The organism is Streptomyces griseoviridis, assembly GCF_005222485.1.
Taxonomy (GTDB): domain Bacteria; phylum Actinomycetota; class Actinomycetes; order Streptomycetales; family Streptomycetaceae; genus Streptomyces; species Streptomyces hintoniae.
The window spans coordinates 1607960-1624164 of record NZ_CP029078.1; the positions used below are offsets into that span (position 1 = coordinate 1607960).

A 16205-nucleotide genomic window follows, 5' to 3' on the forward strand; every position below is an offset into this window, starting at 1 on the left:
CCTCACGGTGCGGGGTGTGGGTGAGCCGTACGTCCCCGGGCGTCTGTCATCCCTTCGTGGCGCCCGCGGTGAGGCCGCCGACCAACTGGCGTTCGGCGACGCTGTAGAAGGCCAGGGCCGGGACCATGGCGAGGACGAGGTAGGCGAAGACGCGCGCGTAGTCCGCCGAGTACTGGCCCTGGAACTGCTGGACGCCGATCGGCAGGGTCCACCAGGTGTTGTCGGTGAACACCAGCAGCGGCAGGAAGAAGTTGTTCCAGCTGGTGACGATCGCGAGCACCGACACCGTGCCGAGGGCAGGCCGGGCCATCGGCAGCAGCACCCGCCAGAAGAAGCCGAAGGGGCCGCAGCCGTCGAGGGTGGCGGCCTCCTCGAGTTCGCCGGGGATCTGCCGGAAGAAGGCGCGCAGGATGATGATGGTCATCGGCAGTCCGAACGCGGCCTGCGGCAGGATCACCCCCAGCGGGTTGTCCAGCAGGCCGAGGGAGCGCAGCAGCAGGAACAGCGGCAGCGCGGCGACCGCGAAGGGGAACATCAGCCCCATGGTGAAGACGGTGAACAGCACCTCCCGGCCCCGGAAGGCGAAGCGGGCGAAGGAGAACGCGGCGAGCGCGGAGAGCGCGACCACGAGCACGGTCGTCGCCACCGCGATCAGCGTGCTGTTGCCGACCAGCCGCCAGAAGTCCCCCGAGCCGAGGATCCCGGTGTAGTTGCCGGGGTTCCAGGGCGCGGGCAGTCCGACGGGGTTGCGGGAGAGCTGGTCGGTGGACTTGAAGCCGGAGAGGACCGCGTAGAGCAGCGGTACGGCCATCACGGCGCCGACCACGACGAGCACGAGGTGCAACGGCAGGTTCCTGGTGTTCCTACGGGTGTTCACGCGCCGCCTCCGCGCATCGTGGTGGTGGCCCCTTCGAGGTCGCGGCGGAGCACGAACCGCTGGTAGGCAAGGGAGAAGACGAGGCAGATGCCGAACATGACGACGCTGATCGCGCTGGCGTAGCCGACCTGGTAGCGCTTGAAGCCGTACTGGAACATCGTCACGGCGAGCGTCTCCGAGTGGTGGTCGGGTCCGCCCTGGGTGACCACCCAGACCAGGTCGAAGAGTTGGACGGAGCCGATCACCGACAGGAAGACGCTGATGCGCAGGGTGGGGGCGAGCAGCGGCAGGGTGACGTTGCGAAAGCGCTGCCAGGGTCCCGCGCCGTCGATCAGCGCGGCCTCGGTCAACTCGGCCGGGATGGACTGGAGTCCGGCCAGGTAGAGCATCATGTGGAAGCCGAAGTACTTCCACGTCATGACGAGGAAGAGGGTCGCCATGACGGTCGAGGGGTCGGCGAACCACTCCCCGCCGAGTCCGGCCAGGCCGATCGCGCCCAGGACGTGGTCGGCGAGTCCGTCGTCCGGCGCGAAGACCATGCTGAACAGCACGCCGGTGATGGCCTCGGAGAGCACGTAGGGCGCGAAGAACAGCATCCGGTAGACGGCACGGCCGCGCAGCCGCTGGTTGAGGAGGACGGCCATGGCGAGCGCGAACGGCAGTTGCAGCGCGAGGGACAGCAGCACCAGGAGCAGGCAGCGCCACAGGTCGCCGAGGAAGACGGGGTCCTGGAAGAGGCGGGTGAAGTTGTCGGCTCCGGTGTAGTCCGTCGGCATGCCGAAGCCGCCCCAGCGGAAGACGGAGGCGTACAGCGCGAACAGCATGGGGAGCAGGACCAGGCCGATGAAGAGCACCAGGGCGGGGAGTTGGAAGCCGACCGCGGTGAGCAGGTTCAGGGTGCGCCGCCGCCTGCGCCCCCGCGCCTGGTCGGCGGCGGGGGGCGGCGGCGCGAGGTCGGGACCCGTCCGGCCGTCCGGGAGGAAGGTGGAGGTCATCGCCGGTTACTGCTCCGTCTTCGCGGTCTTCGTGATCGACTGCGCCACCTGCTCGGGGGACTTGGAGCCGGCGATGAGGGCGGCCACGCTGTCGTTGACCTCCTGTCCCACGGCGGGCGCGTAGGCCTGGTCGAGGTAGAGCTGGAAGCCGGTGGCGGCCTTCAACTGGGCCTGCACGGCCTTGGTGTTGGGGTCGCTGAGCCCCTTCTCGGCGGCCGGTACGACGGGCAGGACGCCGGTCTTCTTGACCAGTTCGAGGTCGCTGGCCTCGGACGCGAAGAACTTCAGGAAGTCGACGGCGGCCTGCGGGGCGCCGCGGCGCAGGGCGTGCGCTCCGCCGCCGCCGAACACCTCGGTGATCGAGCCCTTGCCGCCCTCGACCGCGGGGAACGGGAAGAAGCCCAGGTCGGAGCCGAGGCCCTTGCCCGCGTCCGCCTCGACCACCGGCGCCCACTGGCCCATGAGTTCCATCGCGGCCTTGCCGTTGCCGACGGTGGCGGCCTGGCCGGTCGGCGCGGAGTAGGCGGCGCCGAGGAACCCCTTCTGGAACGGCTGGAGTGCGACCAGTTCCTTCAGGTGGGCGCCGGCCCGCACGATGCCGGGGTCGCTGAAGTCCTTGGTGTCGCTGGCCTTCTGGAGGGCGTCGATCCCGGCGGTGCGCATCGCGAGGTACGCCCAGTAGTACATGCCGGGCCACTTCTCCTTGCCGGCGAGGGCGATCGGCGTGATCTTCGCGGCCTTCAACTTGCTGACAGTTTCGAGGAATTGGGCCCAGGTGGTGGGCGGCTCGCTGACGCCGGCCCGCTGGAAGAGCGCCTTGTTGTACCAGAAGCCGACCATGCCGATGTCGAACGGGATGCCGTACACCTTCTTGTCGAGCAGGTAGGGCTCCTTGGCGACCGGCAACAGGCCCTCGGACCACGGCTTGGTGCGGTCGGAGAGGTTCTCGACGAGTCCGGCGTCGACCTGTTGCCGCAGGACGCCGCCGCCCCAGGTGTGGAAGACGTCAGGGAGCTTGCCCGAGGCGGTGAGCGCCGTCATCTTCGACTTGTAGGCGTCGTTCTCCAACTGCACGATCTTGAGCTTCACGTGCGGGTTCTGGGCCTCGAACTTCTTGGCGAGCGCGGCCCATACGCTCTTGGTGGGCTGGGTCGTGGAGATGTTCCACCACTCGATCGTGGTGGTGCCCGACGAGGAGTCCCCGTCCGAGTCCCCTCCGCAGCCGCTCAGTGCCGTCATGCCGAGCCCGGCCGCGGCGGAGGTCGCGAGGAAGCCGCGGCGGGACAGTTCCCGGTCGCCCATCATGCGCTCCTTGGGGTACGGGAGGCCGCGTCCACGACCGCCCCTTGAGACCGAAAGTTTCGGAGATCATCCGGAAAGATGCGTTGATGCCGCACCCTAGAGACAGCTCCCAAACGGTGGCAACCCTTTGCGCACGGTCAATCTGTGGCCACCACCCGCGCCCTGCCCAGGCAGAGGCACACGGAGAGGCTCACAGAGACACGATGGCGAAACATTCGCCCACGTCATCGAACCTTACGAAGCGATTCCACCGGACCGCGGGAGCGGGCAGGACGCGCCGACACCCCGGCGGCCGGCGCCGCCGTCCGCTGCCCCCGTCCGGGCGGGTGGCCGCTCAGACCTTCAGCCGGAAGGGCACCAGACACACCACGACATCGGTGCGGGCCCGCAGCACGGTGGCGAGGAGCAGCCCGCGCTGGTTCTGGAGGATCTCGTAGCGGCGGTGCCGGGGCTCGACCTCGGGGATGAGCACGGCGATCTGCCGCCCGCCCTCGGTGGCGTTCTCGTCGACCGCCCGCTGCACGTAGTCCACGATCGGCTGGACCAGCGAGTGGTGCGGGCTGTCGACGATGTCGAGCCGCACCCCCGGGTTCCACGCGTCCCACGCCTGGTGCAGCGCCTGGGACTTGCGCGGATCGCCGTGCACGGCGACGGCGACCACCTCGTCGCCCAGCGCCAGCGCGGCGCCGACCGCGAGCCGGGTGAGCCTGCTGACCTCGCCGACCGGCACGATCACCAGGCTCCCGGCACGCCGGTCGGGCGGATCGGGGACCCGGCCGAGCTGCAACTCGGCGCCGACGTCGGTGTAGTAGCGCTGGATGCGCGCGAACAGCAGCATCAGCAGCGGCACCGCGATCACCACCACCCAGGCGCCTTCGAGGAACTTGGTGGTGAGCAGGATGACACCGGCCACGCTGGTGAGGACCGCGCCGGTGCCGTTGATCACCGCGCGCCGTCTCCAGCCGGCCGGACGCTCGCCCGCCCAGTGCCTGACCAGGCCGGTCTGGCTGAGGGTGAAGCCGGTGAAGACGCCGATGGCGAACAGCGGGATCAGCCGGAAGGTGTCCGCGTCGGACGCGAGCAGCAGCAGCGCGGCCAGCAGCGCGAGCACCACCACGCCGTACCGGTAGACGGGCCGCTCGGCCCGCAGCCCGAACAGGTGCGGCAGCCGGTGGTCGCGGGCGAGCAGGCTCATCAGCACCGGCAGCCCGCCGAAGCTGGTGTTGGCCGCGAGCAGCAGGACCAGGGTGACGGAGAGGTTGGTGACGTAGTACGCCCAGCCGTCCCCGTAGGCGCCCGCGGTGAGCTGCGCGAGGACGGTCACGTCACCGCGCGGCACCACATGGTCGCGGCGGATCAGCACGGCCAGGCCGATCAGCATGACGCCCAGCAGGGCGCCCAGCATCAGTTCGGTGACCTGGGCGCGGCGGATCCTCGGGGTGCGGAAGCTGGGCACGGCGTTGGCGATGGCCTCGACGCCGGTCAGCGCGGAGCACCCGGAGGAGAACGCCTTCAGGATCAGCAGCACCCCGAGCGTCTGCTCGACGTGCACGGGCTGGTAGGTGCCGACGACGGCCGCCGGGTGGGAGCGGAACAGGCCGACGACGATCACCCCGAAGATGGCCACGACGAACACCAGCGTCGGCAGCATCAGCACCCGGGCGCTCTCCGCGACGCCCCACAGGTTCACCACCGTCAGCAACGCCAGGCCCAGCAGGCAGATGAGCAGCTTCTCGCCGGCGACGGCGGGGAAGGCGGAGGCCAGCGCGTCGGCGCCGGCCGCGAGGCTGACGGCGACGGTGAGGACGTAGTCGACGACGAGGGAGGCGGCGGCCAGCAGGCTGAACCTGGGGCCGAGGTCCTTGCGGGCCACGGCGTAGGCGCCGCCGCCGTCCGGGTGGACGGCGATGACCTGCCCGTACGAGATCACCAGCACGGCCAGCAGGAAGGTGATGGCGAGGGTGATCGGCAGGGTGGCCGTGAGCGCCCCGGTGCCGGCGACGACCAGCACGACGACGATGGCCTCGGGGCCGTAGGCGACCGAGCTGAGCGCGTCGAGGGAGAGCGCGGACAGGCCCTCCAGGCTGGTCAGGCGCTGCTTGTCGCCCTCACCGGGCCGCAGCGGCACCTTGGGTCGCAGCTGACGCCGTGCCAGGCCGTACACCAAGGGGACCTCACCGGAAGGGGTGCGGACGATGACCCCCAGTCTCCGCCGCCCCGCAGCCGGACGCGCTACGGGTGACCCGCACGGGTGACCGTCCCGGCGCCCGCCTCCGTCACCGTCGCACCCCCTGACGTTCCGTGTCCGGAGGCCGTCGTTCCCCCGCCCGGTCCAACCGGCGGGGGATGCCGTCGTCCGCCGCTCTCCGCTCCCGGCCGCGCCGACCTGCGGGCTCTTGACGGAAGCCCGGCATCAGCCCGGACGCACCGGCGGGCCCCGGCGTCACGCTCTGCTTACGCTGGTGGCGCCGTCCGCGTGCTGGCCCGACCCGCACGCCGAGCCTCGTACCAGGAGCACGCCGATGGGCCCCACCGAGCAGCAGCCCGCGGGCGGTCGCCTGCGCGCCTGGATGCTCCAGGGGCTGTCCGAGATCAACAGCAAGGGGGACCGGGCCGCGGCGGCGGCCGAGCCGGCCCACCGGGGGCAGGCCTGGTACCGGGTGATGTGCCTGACGGGCGTCGACTACTTCTCGACCCTCGGCTACCAGCCGGGCATCGCGGCGCTCGCGGCCGGGCTGCTGTCGCCGATCGCGACGATCGTGCTGGTCCTGGTCACCCTGGCGGGCGCGCTGCCGGTCTACCGGCGGGTGGCCCAGGAGAGCCCGCACGGGGCCGGGTCGATCGCGATGCTGGAGCGGCTGCTGTCGTTCTGGAAGGGCAAGCTGTTCGTCCTGACGATGCTGGGGTTCGCCGCCACCGACTTCCTGATCACCATCACCCTGTCGGCGGCCGACGCCTCGACCCACCTGGTCGAGAACCCGCACCTGAACAACGCCCTGCACGACCAACAGATGATCATCACCCTGGTCCTGGTGGCGCTGCTCGGGGCGGTGTTCCTCAAGGGGTTCCTCGAGGCGGTCGGCGTCGCGACCGCGCTGGTGGGCCTCTACCTCACGCTGAACGTCGTCGTCGTGTCCGTCGGCATCTGGCACGTGGTGACCGCCGAACACGTGGTCACGGACTGGGCCACCGCCCTCACCGCCGAGCACGGCGATGTCCTCGCCATGGTCGGCGTGGCCCTGATCGTCTTCCCCAAACTCGCCCTCGGCCTCTCCGGGTTCGAGACCGGCGTGGCCGTGATGCCGCACGTCAAGGGCGACCCGGACGACACCGAGGAACGGCCCACCGGCCGGATCAGGGACGCCAAGAAGCTGCTCACCACGGCCGCCCTGATCATGAGCGTGTTCCTGATCACGACCAGTTTCATCACCACGCTGCTGATCCCGGCGAAGGAGTTCCAGCCCGGCGGCGACGCCAACGGACGCGCGCTGGCGTATCTGGCCCACAGCTATCTGGGCGGCGCCTTCGGCACGGTCTACGACATCTCCACGATCGCCATCCTCTGGTTCGCGGGCGCCTCCGCGATGGCCGGGCTGCTCAACCTGATGCCGCGCTACCTGCCGCGCTACGGCATGGCCCCGCACTGGGCGCGTGCGGTGCGCCCGATGGTCATCGTCTTCACCCTGGTGGCCTTCCTGGTCACCTGGATCTTCGACGCGAACGTCGACGCCCAGGGCGGCGCCTACGCCACCGGCGTGCTGGTGCTGATCAGCTCCGCGTCGATCGCGGTGACGATCGCCGCCCGCAAGGCCGGACAGCGCGACTGGACCATCGGCTTCGCGGTGATCGCGACGGTCTTCCTCTACACGACGGTCGTGAACGTCATCGAGCGCCCCGACGGCGTGAAGATCGGCGCCTGCTTCATCGCGGGCATCATCCTCGTCTCGCTGCTCTCCCGGCTGGCCCGCGCCTTCGAGCTGCGCGTGACGAGCGTGACGCTCGACCCATTGGCGGAACGTTTCATCCGGGACATGGCCAGCCGGAAGATCCGGTTCATCGCCAACGAGCCCGACCAGCGGGACAAGGCCGAGTACCGGGAGAAGCTGGAGCAGATCCGCAACGACCACGACATCCCCGGCGAGGACTTCGTGTTCGTGGAGGTGACCGTCGTCGACCCGTCCGAGTTCGAGTCGGTGCTCGCCGTGCGCGGCGAGGTCCTGCACGACCGCTACCGGGTGCTCACCCTGGAGTCGTCGTCGATCTCCAACGCGCTGGCCGCCTTCCTGCTGCACGTGCGCGACGCGACCGGCCGCACCCCGCACATCTACTTCGAGTGGACCGAGGGCAACCCGTTCGCCAACTTCCTGCGCTTCTTCCTCTTCGGCCAGGGCGAGGTCGCCCCGGTCACCCGCGAGGTGCTGCGCGAGGCGGAACCCGACCGGGCGCTGCGCCCGCGCGTGCACACCGGCTGACCCGGCCGGCCGGCCGCGGCTCTATCGTGATCGGCATGCAGTCCTACACCATCGGCCAGGCAGCGCGGCTGCTCGGCGTGAGTCCCGACACCGCGCGCCGCTGGGCCGACGCGGGCCGGGTGACCACCCACCGCGACGAGAGCGGACGCCGGCTGATCGAGGGCCACGACCTCGCCGCGTTCTCGGTCGAACTCGCCAAGGCGGGCGGCGCCGAGGAGGAGACGCCGTACACCTCGGTGCGCAACGCCTTCCCCGGCATCGTCACCGCCATCAAACTCGGCGACGTCGCCGCCCAGGTGGAGATCCAGGCCGGACCGCACCGGCTGGTCTCCCTGCTCACCCGCGAGGCGGTGGAGGAACTCGGCCTGGAGGTCGGCATGGAGGCGACGGCCCGGGTGAAGTCGACCAACGTCCACATCGACCGCGTCTGACCAGCACCCCGACACCGCTCCCGTACGAACGCACATGCCACCCCTCTGACGCATTACGCCAGCTCATGCGATGTGACAGGAGACTTCTGCCTGGCAGGTGCGTCAGTATGATCGGCGGACGGGGGCGGTCCGAAGGACCTCTCCCCCGACCCGACAGACCCATACAGGAACAGAGGGAGTGGACCCGTGATGACCCGTTCCGCGCGCCGGACCCGCCGCACGCTTCAGGTGGCCGGCGCAGGAGCCGCGGCGCTGCTCGCCCTGAGCGCCTGCTCCTCCTCCGACTCCGACTCGGACGCCGCCGGGTCCGACCCGTCGGCGTCCGCCTCCCCGAAGCTCTCCGGCACGGTCACCGTGTTCGCGGCCGCCTCCCTCCAGGGCAGCTTCGAGACGCTGGGCAAGCAGTTCGAGAAGGAACACCCGGGCACCAAGGTCACCTTCAGCTTCGGGGGCAGCGACACGCTCGCCGCGAACATCACCGGCGGCGCCCCCGCCGACGTCTTCGCCGCCGCCAGCCCCAAGACGATGGCGATCGTGACCGACAAGGGCGACGCGGCCGGCGCCCCCGCCACCTTCGTCCGCAACCAGCTGGAGATCGCCACCCTGCCGGGCAACCCCGACAAGGTGACCTCCCTGAAGGACCTCACCGCGCCGGGCCTGAAGGTCGTGCTGTGCGACAAGACGGTGCCCTGCGGCGCCGCCGCCCAGAAGGCCCTGGACGCCAGCAAGCTCAAGCTGACCCCGGTCTCCTACGAGCAGGACGTGAAGGCCGCGCTCAACAAGGTGGTCCTCAAGGAGGCCGACGCGGCCGTCGTCTACAAGACCGACGTGCAGGCCGCGGGCGACAAGGTCGAGGGCGTGGAGTTCCCCGAGTCCGCCACCGCCATCAACGACTACCCGATCACCCTCCTCAAGAACGCGCCGAACGCGGCAGCCGCCAAGGCGTTCATCGCCCTGGTCCAGTCCGCCGACGGCCAGAAGGTGCTGACCTCGGCCGGGTTCCTCAAGCCGTGACCCCGACCGGCAGGCCCGCCGCCGCGACCGCCCGTCCGGGCGCGCCGCGGCGCGGGCGCGTCAGGACCGGCATACGCCGGGGCGTCCCGCTCCCCCTGCTGCTGCCCGCGCTGCTCGGCCTCGCCTTCCTGCTGCTGCCGCTGCTCGCGCTGGTGGTCCGCGCCCCCTGGAGCACCCTGCCCGACCAGCTGACCAGCACCGAGGTGTGGCAGGCGCTGCGCCTCTCGCTGCTGTGCGCCACCTCGGCGACCCTGGTGAGCCTGGTGCTGGGAGTGCCGCTCGCCTGGCTGCTGGCCCGCACCGACTTCCCCGGACGCGGCCTGGTGCGCGCCCTGGTGACGCTGCCGCTGGTGCTGCCGCCGGTCGTCGGCGGTGTGGCCCTGCTGCTGGCGCTCGGCCGCAACGGCGTCATCGGCCAGTGGCTCGACTCCTGGTTCGGCGTCACCCTGCCGTTCACCACGGCGGGCGTCGTCGTCGCCGAGGCGTTCGTGGCGATGCCGTTCCTGGTCATCAGCGTGGAGGGCACCCTGCGCGCCGCCGACCCCCGCTTCGAGGAGGCGGCCACCACCCTCGGCGCGTCGCGCTTCACCGCGTTCCGCCGGGTCACCCTGCCGCTGATCGCACCGGGCGTCGCGGCCGGCGCCGTGCTGGCCTGGGCGCGGGCGCTGGGCGAGTTCGGGGCGACGATCACCTTCGCCGGCAATTTCCCCGGCCGCACCCAGACCATGCCGCTCTCCGTCTACCTGGCCATGCAGAGCAACCCGGAGGCGGCCATCGCGCTCAGCCTGGTGCTGCTGGCCGTGTCGATCGCGGTCCTCGCGGGACTGCGGGACCGCTGGATGACAGCCTCCTGACGACCCGACGGGACGACACCCACAGTGGACGATCACCCCATGACCGACAGCGACGCCACCACCCGGGGCCCGCTCCCCGCACCGGGGACCGACGCCGGGCTCGACGCCCGACTCGTGGTCGAGCGCGACGGCTTCCGCCTCGACGTCACCCTGACCGCCGCGCCCGGCGACGTGGTCGCCCTGCTCGGCCCGAACGGCGCGGGCAAGACCACCGCGCTGCGCGCCCTCGCCGGACTCGTCCCGCTCTCCGACGGCCATCTGCGCCTGGACGGAACGGTGTTGACCCGCACCCCGCCCGAATCCCGGCCGGTCGGCGTGGTCTTCCAGGACTATCTGCTGTTCCCGCATCTGAGCGCCCTCGACAACGTCGCCTTCGGCCCGCGCTGCCAGGGCGCCTCCAGGTCCGAGGCCCGCGCACGGGCCGCCGGGTGGCTCGAACGGATGGGCCTCGCCGAGCACGGCGGCGCCAAGCCGCGCAGGCTCTCCGGGGGCCAGGCCCAACGCGTCGCCCTGGCACGGGCGTTGGCGACCCGTCCGAGGCTGCTGCTGCTCGACGAGCCGCTGGCCGCCCTCGACGCCCGCACCCGCCTCGACGTCCGCGCCCAACTCCGGCGCCATCTGGCCGAGTTCGAGGCCGTCGCGGTCCTGGTCACCCATGACCCGCTGGACGCCATGGTGCTCGCCGACCGGCTGGTGGTCATCGAGGACGGCGCCGTCGTCCAGGAGGGCGCACCCTCCGACATCGCCCGCCACCCGCGCACCGACTACATCGCCCAGCTGGTCGGCCTGAACCTCTACCGGGGCCGCGCCGAGGGCCACACCGTGCGGCTCGCCACCGGCCCGACCGTCACCGTCACCGAACTGCTTCCGGGAGACGTCTTCGTGGCGTTCCCGCCGAGCGCGGTGACCCTGCTCCGGGAGCGTCCCGTCGGGGTGAGCGCCCGCAACCTGTGGCGCTGCGAGGTGGCGGGCCTGGAGACCCACGGCGATCTGATCCGCGCGGACCTGACGGGCGAACTCCCGCTGGCCGCCGACCTGACGACGGTCGCCGCGGCCGAACTCGACCTGCGTCCGGGCGCCACGGTCTGGGCCGCGGTCAAGGCGTCCCAGACCCACGCCTACCCGGCGTAGCGCGACGGCAGGGGCCCCGCCGAGCCGGCCGGGCCCCTGCCTTCCCGTTCCTCAGTCCTCGTACGCGTCCAGCGGCGGGCACGAGCAGACCAGGTTCCGGTCACCGAAGGCCTGGTCGATCCGGCGCACCGGCGGCCAGTACTTGTCGGCGGCCGACACCCCGGCCGGGAAGACGGCCTCCTCGCGCGTGTAGGCGTGGTCCCAGTCGCCGCCGAGCGCGGCCGCGGTGTGCGGGGCGTTGCGCAGCGGGTTGTCCTCGGCGGGCCAGTCGCCCGCGCCGACCTTCTCGATCTCCGCGCGGATCGCGATCATCGTGTCGCAGAAACGGTCCAGCTCGGTGAGGTCCTCGGACTCGGTCGGCTCGATCATCAGCGTGCCCGCCACCGGGAACGACATCGTCGGCGCGTGGAAGCCGTAGTCGATCAGCCGCTTGGCGACGTCGTCGACGCTCACGCCGGTCGCCTTGGTCAGCGGACGCAGATCGATGATGCACTCGTGCGCGACCAGCCCGCCGGGGCCGGTGTAGAGCACGGGGTAGTGCGGTTCGAGGCGCTTGGCGATGTAGTTCGCGGAGAGCACGGCGACCTGGGTGGCGCGCTTGAGCCCCTCGCCGCCCATGAGCCGCACGTACGACCAGGAGATCGGCAGGATGCCCGCGGAGCCCCAGGGCGCCGCCGAGATCGGGCCCACACCGGTCTCGGGCCCCGCGGCGGGCTGCAACGGGTGGTTGGGCAGGTACGGCGCGAGGTGCGCGCGGACACCGACCGGGCCGACGCCGGGACCGCCGCCGCCGTGCGGGATGCAGAACGTCTTGTGCAGGTTGAGGTGCGAGACGTCACCGCCGAAGTGACCGGGCTTGGCGAGGCCGACCAGCGCGTTGAGGTTGGCGCCGTCGACGTACACCTGGCCGCCCGCCTCGTGCACCTGGGCGCAGATGTCGGCGACGTGCTCCTCGAACACCCCGTGCGTCGACGGGTAGGTGATCATCAGCACGGACAGCTCGTCGCGGTGCCGTTGGATCTTCGCGCGCAGGTCCTCGACGTCGATCTCGCCGTCCTCGGCGGTCTTCACGACTACGACCTTCATGCCGGCCATCACCGCGCTGGCGGCGTTGGTGCCGTGCGCGGAGGACGGGATCAGGCAGACGGTGCGCTGCTCGTCGCCGTTGGCCCGGTGGTAGCCGCGCACGGCCAGCAGTCCGGCCAGCTCGCCCTGGGAGCCGGCGTTCGGCTGGAGGGAGACCTTGTCGTACCCGGTGACCTCGGCGAGCCGCTCCTCGAGCTCCCGGATGAGGGTGAGGTAGCCCTGCGCCTGCTCGGCGGGCGCGAAGGGGTGCAGCTGCCCGAACTCGGGCCAGGTGACCGGCTCCATCTCGGTGGTCGCGTTGAGCTTCATGGTGCAGGAGCCCAGCGGGATCATGCCGCGGTCCAGCGCGTAGTCCCGGTCGGCGAGCCGGCGCAGGTAGCGCAGCATCGCCGTCTCGGAGCGGTACTGGTGGAAGACGGGGTGGGTGAGGATGTCGTCGCCGCGCAGCAGTCCGCCCGGCACGGCGTCCTCGGCGACGGCGTCCAGCGCCTCGACGTCGCCCTGGACCCCGAACGCGGCCCACACGGCGCCGAGACGGGCCCGCGTGGTGGTCTCGTCGCAGGCGATGGAGACGTGGTCGGCGTCGACGAGCCGGAGGTTCACGCCGTTCTGCCGCGCGGCGGCCACAGCTTCGGCGGCCTTCCCCGGCACCCGCACGGTCAGCGTGTCGAAGAACGCGCCGTGCACGACCTCGACGCCGCCGTCGCGCAGCCCGGCCGCGAGGACCGCCGCGTACCGGTGGGTGCGGCGGGCGATGCCCCGGAGCCCGTCGGGCCCGTGGTAGACGGCGTACATGCCGGCCATGACGGCGAGCAGGACCTGCGCGGTGCAGATGTTGCTGGTGGCCTTCTCACGCCGGATGTGCTGCTCGCGGGTCTGCAGGGCGAGCCGGTACGCCCGGTGCCCGTCGGCGTCCACGGAGACCCCCACGAGCCGCCCCGGCAGGCTGCGGGCGAACTTCTCGTGGACGGCCATGTAGCCGGCGTGCGGCCCGCCGAAGCCCATCGGCACGCCGAACCGCTGGGTGGTGCCGACGGCGATGTCCGCGCCCAGTTCGCCGGGGGACTTCAGCAGCGTCAGCGCGAGCAGGTCGGCGGCGACGGTGACGAGGGCGCCGAGGCCGTGCGCCTGCTCGATCAGCGGCTCGAGGTCGCGGACGGCTCCGGAGGCGCCCGGGTACTGGACGAGGACGCCGTTGATCTCCCGGTCCGCGAGGTCGGCCGGGATGCCCTCGCCGAGGTCGGCGACGACGACCTCCACGCCGGTCGGCTCGGCCCGGGTCCTGATCACGGCGATGGTCTGCGGCAGGGTGTCCGCGTCGACCAGGAAGAGGCCCTTCTTGTTCCTGCCCATGCGCCGGGAGAGGGCCAGCGCCTCGGCGGCGGCCGTGCCCTCGTCGAGCAGCGAGGCGCCGGAGGTGGGCAGCCCGGTGAGGTCCGCGACCATGGTCTGGAAGTTGAGGAGCGCCTCGAGGCGGCCCTGCGAGATCTCCGGCTGGTAGGGCGTGTACGCCGTGTACCAGGCCGGGTTCTCCATGACGTTGCGCAGGATGACCGGCGGGGTGAAGGTGCCGTAGTAGCCGAGCCCGATCATGGAGCCGAGCACCTGGTTGCGGTCGGCGAGCGACCGCAGCTCGGCGAGGACCTCGGCCTCGGTGCGGGCGCCCGGCAGTTCGAGGGCGTCGGCGTTCTTGATCACGTCGGGCACCGCGGCGGCCGTCAGCTCGTCCAGCGAGCCGTAGCCGACCTGCGCGAGCATCTTGGCCCGCGCCTCGTGGTCGGGCCCTATGTGACGCTGTTCGAAGGGGATGCCCTGTTCGAGCTCGGCGAGCGGGGTGCGGTGGGCGATCATTGCGGAGGCCTCCTGGTCTGACGCGACCTTCGAGGGGCACCACGGCGCGGATACCCCGACGGCCTCCCCCTCTGTCATCACGACCTGAGAGCTTCACCGGCGGGCCCGTGGGCTGCCGGCTTTCACCGTCGGTGAGAGCGGAGGCCGTCGGGCACCCGCTCTGCTTTCCAGAGTGACCTCGTCCGTGCGGTACGTGGGCCTGAGAGATTCCGGGGAGGATTTGCTCCTTCGGCGCCTCCGATGGTGTCTGGAGGACTCTCCCGCACGGGGTCAGCAGCCGCTGTCAGCCTACCAGCGACCTTCAACGACCGGCTTTCGAGTGGCCGCCATGCGGAATGTACTCTTTTGTAGTGCTTACGGATGAGTTGCGACCACGAGGAGGGCCCGTGCAGACCGACATCGATCCGCGCAACCTGATCGGCCGCAAGGCGTTCGACCGCAACGGCACCAAGATCGGCACCATCGACGAGATCTACCTCGACGACGCGACCGGCGTGCCGGAGTGGGCGGCCATAAGGACCGGCCTGTTCTCCCGGGACGCCTTCGTGCCCCTGGAGCCCAGCAGACTGGTCGAGGGCACCCTGCACATCCCCTTCGACCGGTCCCTGATCAAGGACGCCCCCGACTTCGGCGTCGGACGCCACCTCTCCCCCGAACAGGAACTCCAGCTCTACCACCACTACGGACTCGACGGCGCGGCCCCGCCCTCCTTCCCCGACCGCGACTTCGGGAAGATCGCCGGCTCGGAGGAGACCTGAGCCTCCCCGTCGACCGCGCCGCGACCCCGGTGCGCGGACGCCGTCAGCGGGCCCGGCGGCCCTGACGGCCCTGACGGCGCCGGCGGATCCGACGACGGCACCACCCGCACCAGCGGCAGCGGCTCGGCCGGCTCCAGCTCAGGATCGTCCGTACGGAACGTCCGCACCCGCCCCGGCTCCGAGTCCGGCGTCTCGAACCGCACCGTGACCCGCCCGAGCCCGCTCCCCTGCACCCATCCGTGCCCGAACACCGCGTGCCGCACATCGTGCCCGGAGGGCCAGCGCCGCTCCTGCGCCGGCTCCTCCCGCGCCAGGGGCGTCTCGGCCACCTCCTCCGCCTCCAGCTCCGCCCGCTCCCCCGCGGCCTGCGCGAACAGGTCCTCCTGCGTGTAGTCGGCGAGCCCGGTGACCCCGACCCCCAGCAGCCGCACCCCGCCCGTGGTGTCCACCGCCTCCAGCAGCCGGGCCGCGGCCTCCCGCACCACACCGGGGTCGTCGGTGGGCCCGCGCAGTGTCTCCGAGCGGGTCAGCGTGGAGAAGTCGTAGCGGCGCACCTTGAGCACGATGGTCCGCCCCGAGACACCGGCCGCGCGCAGCCGCCCCACACATCGGTCGGCGAGGCGCCGCACCTCGGTGCCCACCCGGACCCGGTCATGGATGTCCACGTCGTAGGTGTCCTCGACCGACACCGACTTCGCCTCCCGCTCGGCGACCACGGGCCGGTCGTCGAGCGCCAGCGCCATCGCGTACAGACCGTGCCCGTGCGCCTTGCCCAGCAGCCGCACCAGCTCGTCCTCACCGGCCTCGGCCAGCTCGTCGACGGTGGTGATGCCGGCCCGCCGCAGATGGTCCCCGGTGGCGGGCCCGACGCCCGGCAGCGTCCGCACCGGCATCGGACCGAGCAGGGCCCGCTCGGTGCCCGGCTCGACCATCACCAGACCGTCGGGCTTGGCCTCCTCCGAGGCGATCTTCGCGAGCATCTTGGACGCGGCGAGCCCCACGGACCCGGTGAGCCCGGTGACGGCCCGTATCTCGGTCCGCAGCCGCTCCCCCACCCGACGCGCGGAATCGCGGTCCCAGGCGGCTCCCGCGGCCTCCAGGTCCACGAACGCCTCGTCCAGGCTGAGCGGCTCCACAAGGGGCGACAGAGCGTGCAGGAGCCCCATCACCTGCTCGCTGACCGACTTGTACAGGGCGAAGCGCGGCACCAGGTAGGCGGCGTTCGGCGCGAGCCGCCGCGCCTGCGCCATCGGCATCGCCGATCTGACCCCGAAGACCCGTGCCTCGTAGGAGGCGGTGGCCACCACCCCGCGCGGCCCGAGCCCGCCCACCACCACGGCCTTCCCGCGCAGACTCGGCTTGGACGCCTGCTCCGCCGAGGCGTAGAAGGCATCCATGTCGAGATGCAGGATCGTGGGCGCTTTTCTCACGACT

Annotated in this window: 12 protein-coding genes and 1 riboswitch; of the genes, 6 read left to right on the forward strand and 6 right to left on the reverse strand. The window is 71.6% G+C overall.

What is annotated here, in order from left to right; translation table 11 throughout:
• Positions 1 to 46 precede the first annotated feature (46 nt).
• The 4 genes from DDJ31_RS06200 to DDJ31_RS06215 form a co-directional block, all read right to left on the reverse strand.
• On the reverse strand, positions 47 to 811 hold the full coding sequence (locus DDJ31_RS06200) for a carbohydrate ABC transporter permease (RefSeq protein WP_240678457.1): 765 nt from the start codon (positions 809 to 811) through the stop codon (positions 47 to 49).
• A 62-nt stretch (positions 812 to 873) separates the two neighbouring features.
• On the reverse strand, positions 874 to 1872 hold the full coding sequence (locus DDJ31_RS06205) for a carbohydrate ABC transporter permease (protein ID WP_127181293.1): 999 nt from the start codon (positions 1870 to 1872) through the stop codon (positions 874 to 876).
• A 6-nt stretch (positions 1873 to 1878) separates the two neighbouring features.
• On the reverse strand, positions 1879 to 3174 hold the full coding sequence (locus DDJ31_RS06210; RefSeq protein ID WP_127182925.1) for an extracellular solute-binding protein: 1296 nt from the start codon (positions 3172 to 3174) through the stop codon (positions 1879 to 1881).
• Between the two features lie 334 nt (positions 3175 to 3508).
• A complete protein-coding gene (locus DDJ31_RS06215) occupies positions 3509 to 5341 on the reverse strand; it encodes an APC family permease (protein ID WP_127181292.1) in 1833 nt (610 codons plus the stop codon).
• Between the two features lie 355 nt (positions 5342 to 5696).
• On the opposite strand from DDJ31_RS06215, the gene DDJ31_RS06220 reads away from it, so the two are divergent.
• The 5 genes from DDJ31_RS06220 to DDJ31_RS06240 all read left to right on the forward strand — a co-directional run bounded on the left by DDJ31_RS06220 (position 5697) and on the right by DDJ31_RS06240 (position 11076).
• Entirely contained in the window at positions 5697 to 7646 is a 1950-nt protein-coding gene (locus DDJ31_RS06220) for an APC family permease (protein ID WP_127181291.1), read from the forward strand.
• Positions 7647 to 7681: 35 nt separating this feature from the next.
• The gene (locus DDJ31_RS06225; protein ID WP_127181290.1) at positions 7682 to 8077 is read left to right on the forward strand and encodes a TOBE domain-containing protein; all 396 of its coding nucleotides are present in this window, start codon (positions 7682 to 7684) and stop codon (positions 8075 to 8077) included.
• A gap of 189 nt (positions 8078 to 8266) precedes the next feature.
• Positions 8267 to 9091: a molybdate ABC transporter substrate-binding protein gene (gene modA, locus DDJ31_RS06230; protein WP_127181289.1), complete on the forward strand. Its 825-nt coding sequence runs from the start codon at positions 8267 to 8269 to the stop codon at positions 9089 to 9091.
• The gene (gene modB, locus DDJ31_RS06235; RefSeq protein WP_127181288.1) at positions 9088 to 9945 is read left to right on the forward strand and encodes a molybdate ABC transporter permease subunit; all 858 of its coding nucleotides are present in this window, start codon (positions 9088 to 9090) and stop codon (positions 9943 to 9945) included. Before modA ends, modB begins: the two co-directional genes overlap by 4 nt.
• A 39-nt stretch (positions 9946 to 9984) precedes the next feature.
• The gene (locus tag DDJ31_RS06240) at positions 9985 to 11076 is read left to right on the forward strand and encodes an ABC transporter ATP-binding protein (protein WP_127181287.1); all 1092 of its coding nucleotides are present in this window, start codon (positions 9985 to 9987) and stop codon (positions 11074 to 11076) included.
• Between the two features lie 51 nt (positions 11077 to 11127).
• On the opposite strand, the gene gcvP is transcribed toward DDJ31_RS06240, so the two are convergent.
• Positions 11128 to 14013 carry an aminomethyl-transferring glycine dehydrogenase gene (gene gcvP / locus DDJ31_RS06245; RefSeq protein WP_127181286.1) on the reverse strand — a complete coding sequence of 962 codons (2886 nt, stop codon included), beginning with the start codon at positions 14011 to 14013 and terminating at the stop codon, positions 11128 to 11130.
• A gap of 177 nt (positions 14014 to 14190) precedes the next feature.
• A riboswitch (glycine riboswitch) is annotated at positions 14191 to 14286 on the reverse strand.
• Between the two features lie 113 nt (positions 14287 to 14399).
• Here gcvP and DDJ31_RS06250 point away from each other — a divergent pair.
• Complete coding sequence (locus DDJ31_RS06250) at positions 14400 to 14771, forward strand: PRC-barrel domain-containing protein (protein ID WP_171480777.1); 372 nt, start codon at positions 14400 to 14402, stop codon at positions 14769 to 14771.
• Here DDJ31_RS06250 and DDJ31_RS06255 read toward each other — a convergent pair.
• A complete protein-coding gene (locus DDJ31_RS06255; protein WP_127181284.1) occupies positions 14693 to 16201 on the reverse strand; it encodes a DNA polymerase IV in 1509 nt (502 codons plus the stop codon). The two genes, DDJ31_RS06250 and DDJ31_RS06255, sit on opposite strands and share 79 nt — an antisense overlap.
• Positions 16202 to 16205: the final 4 nt, after the last annotated feature.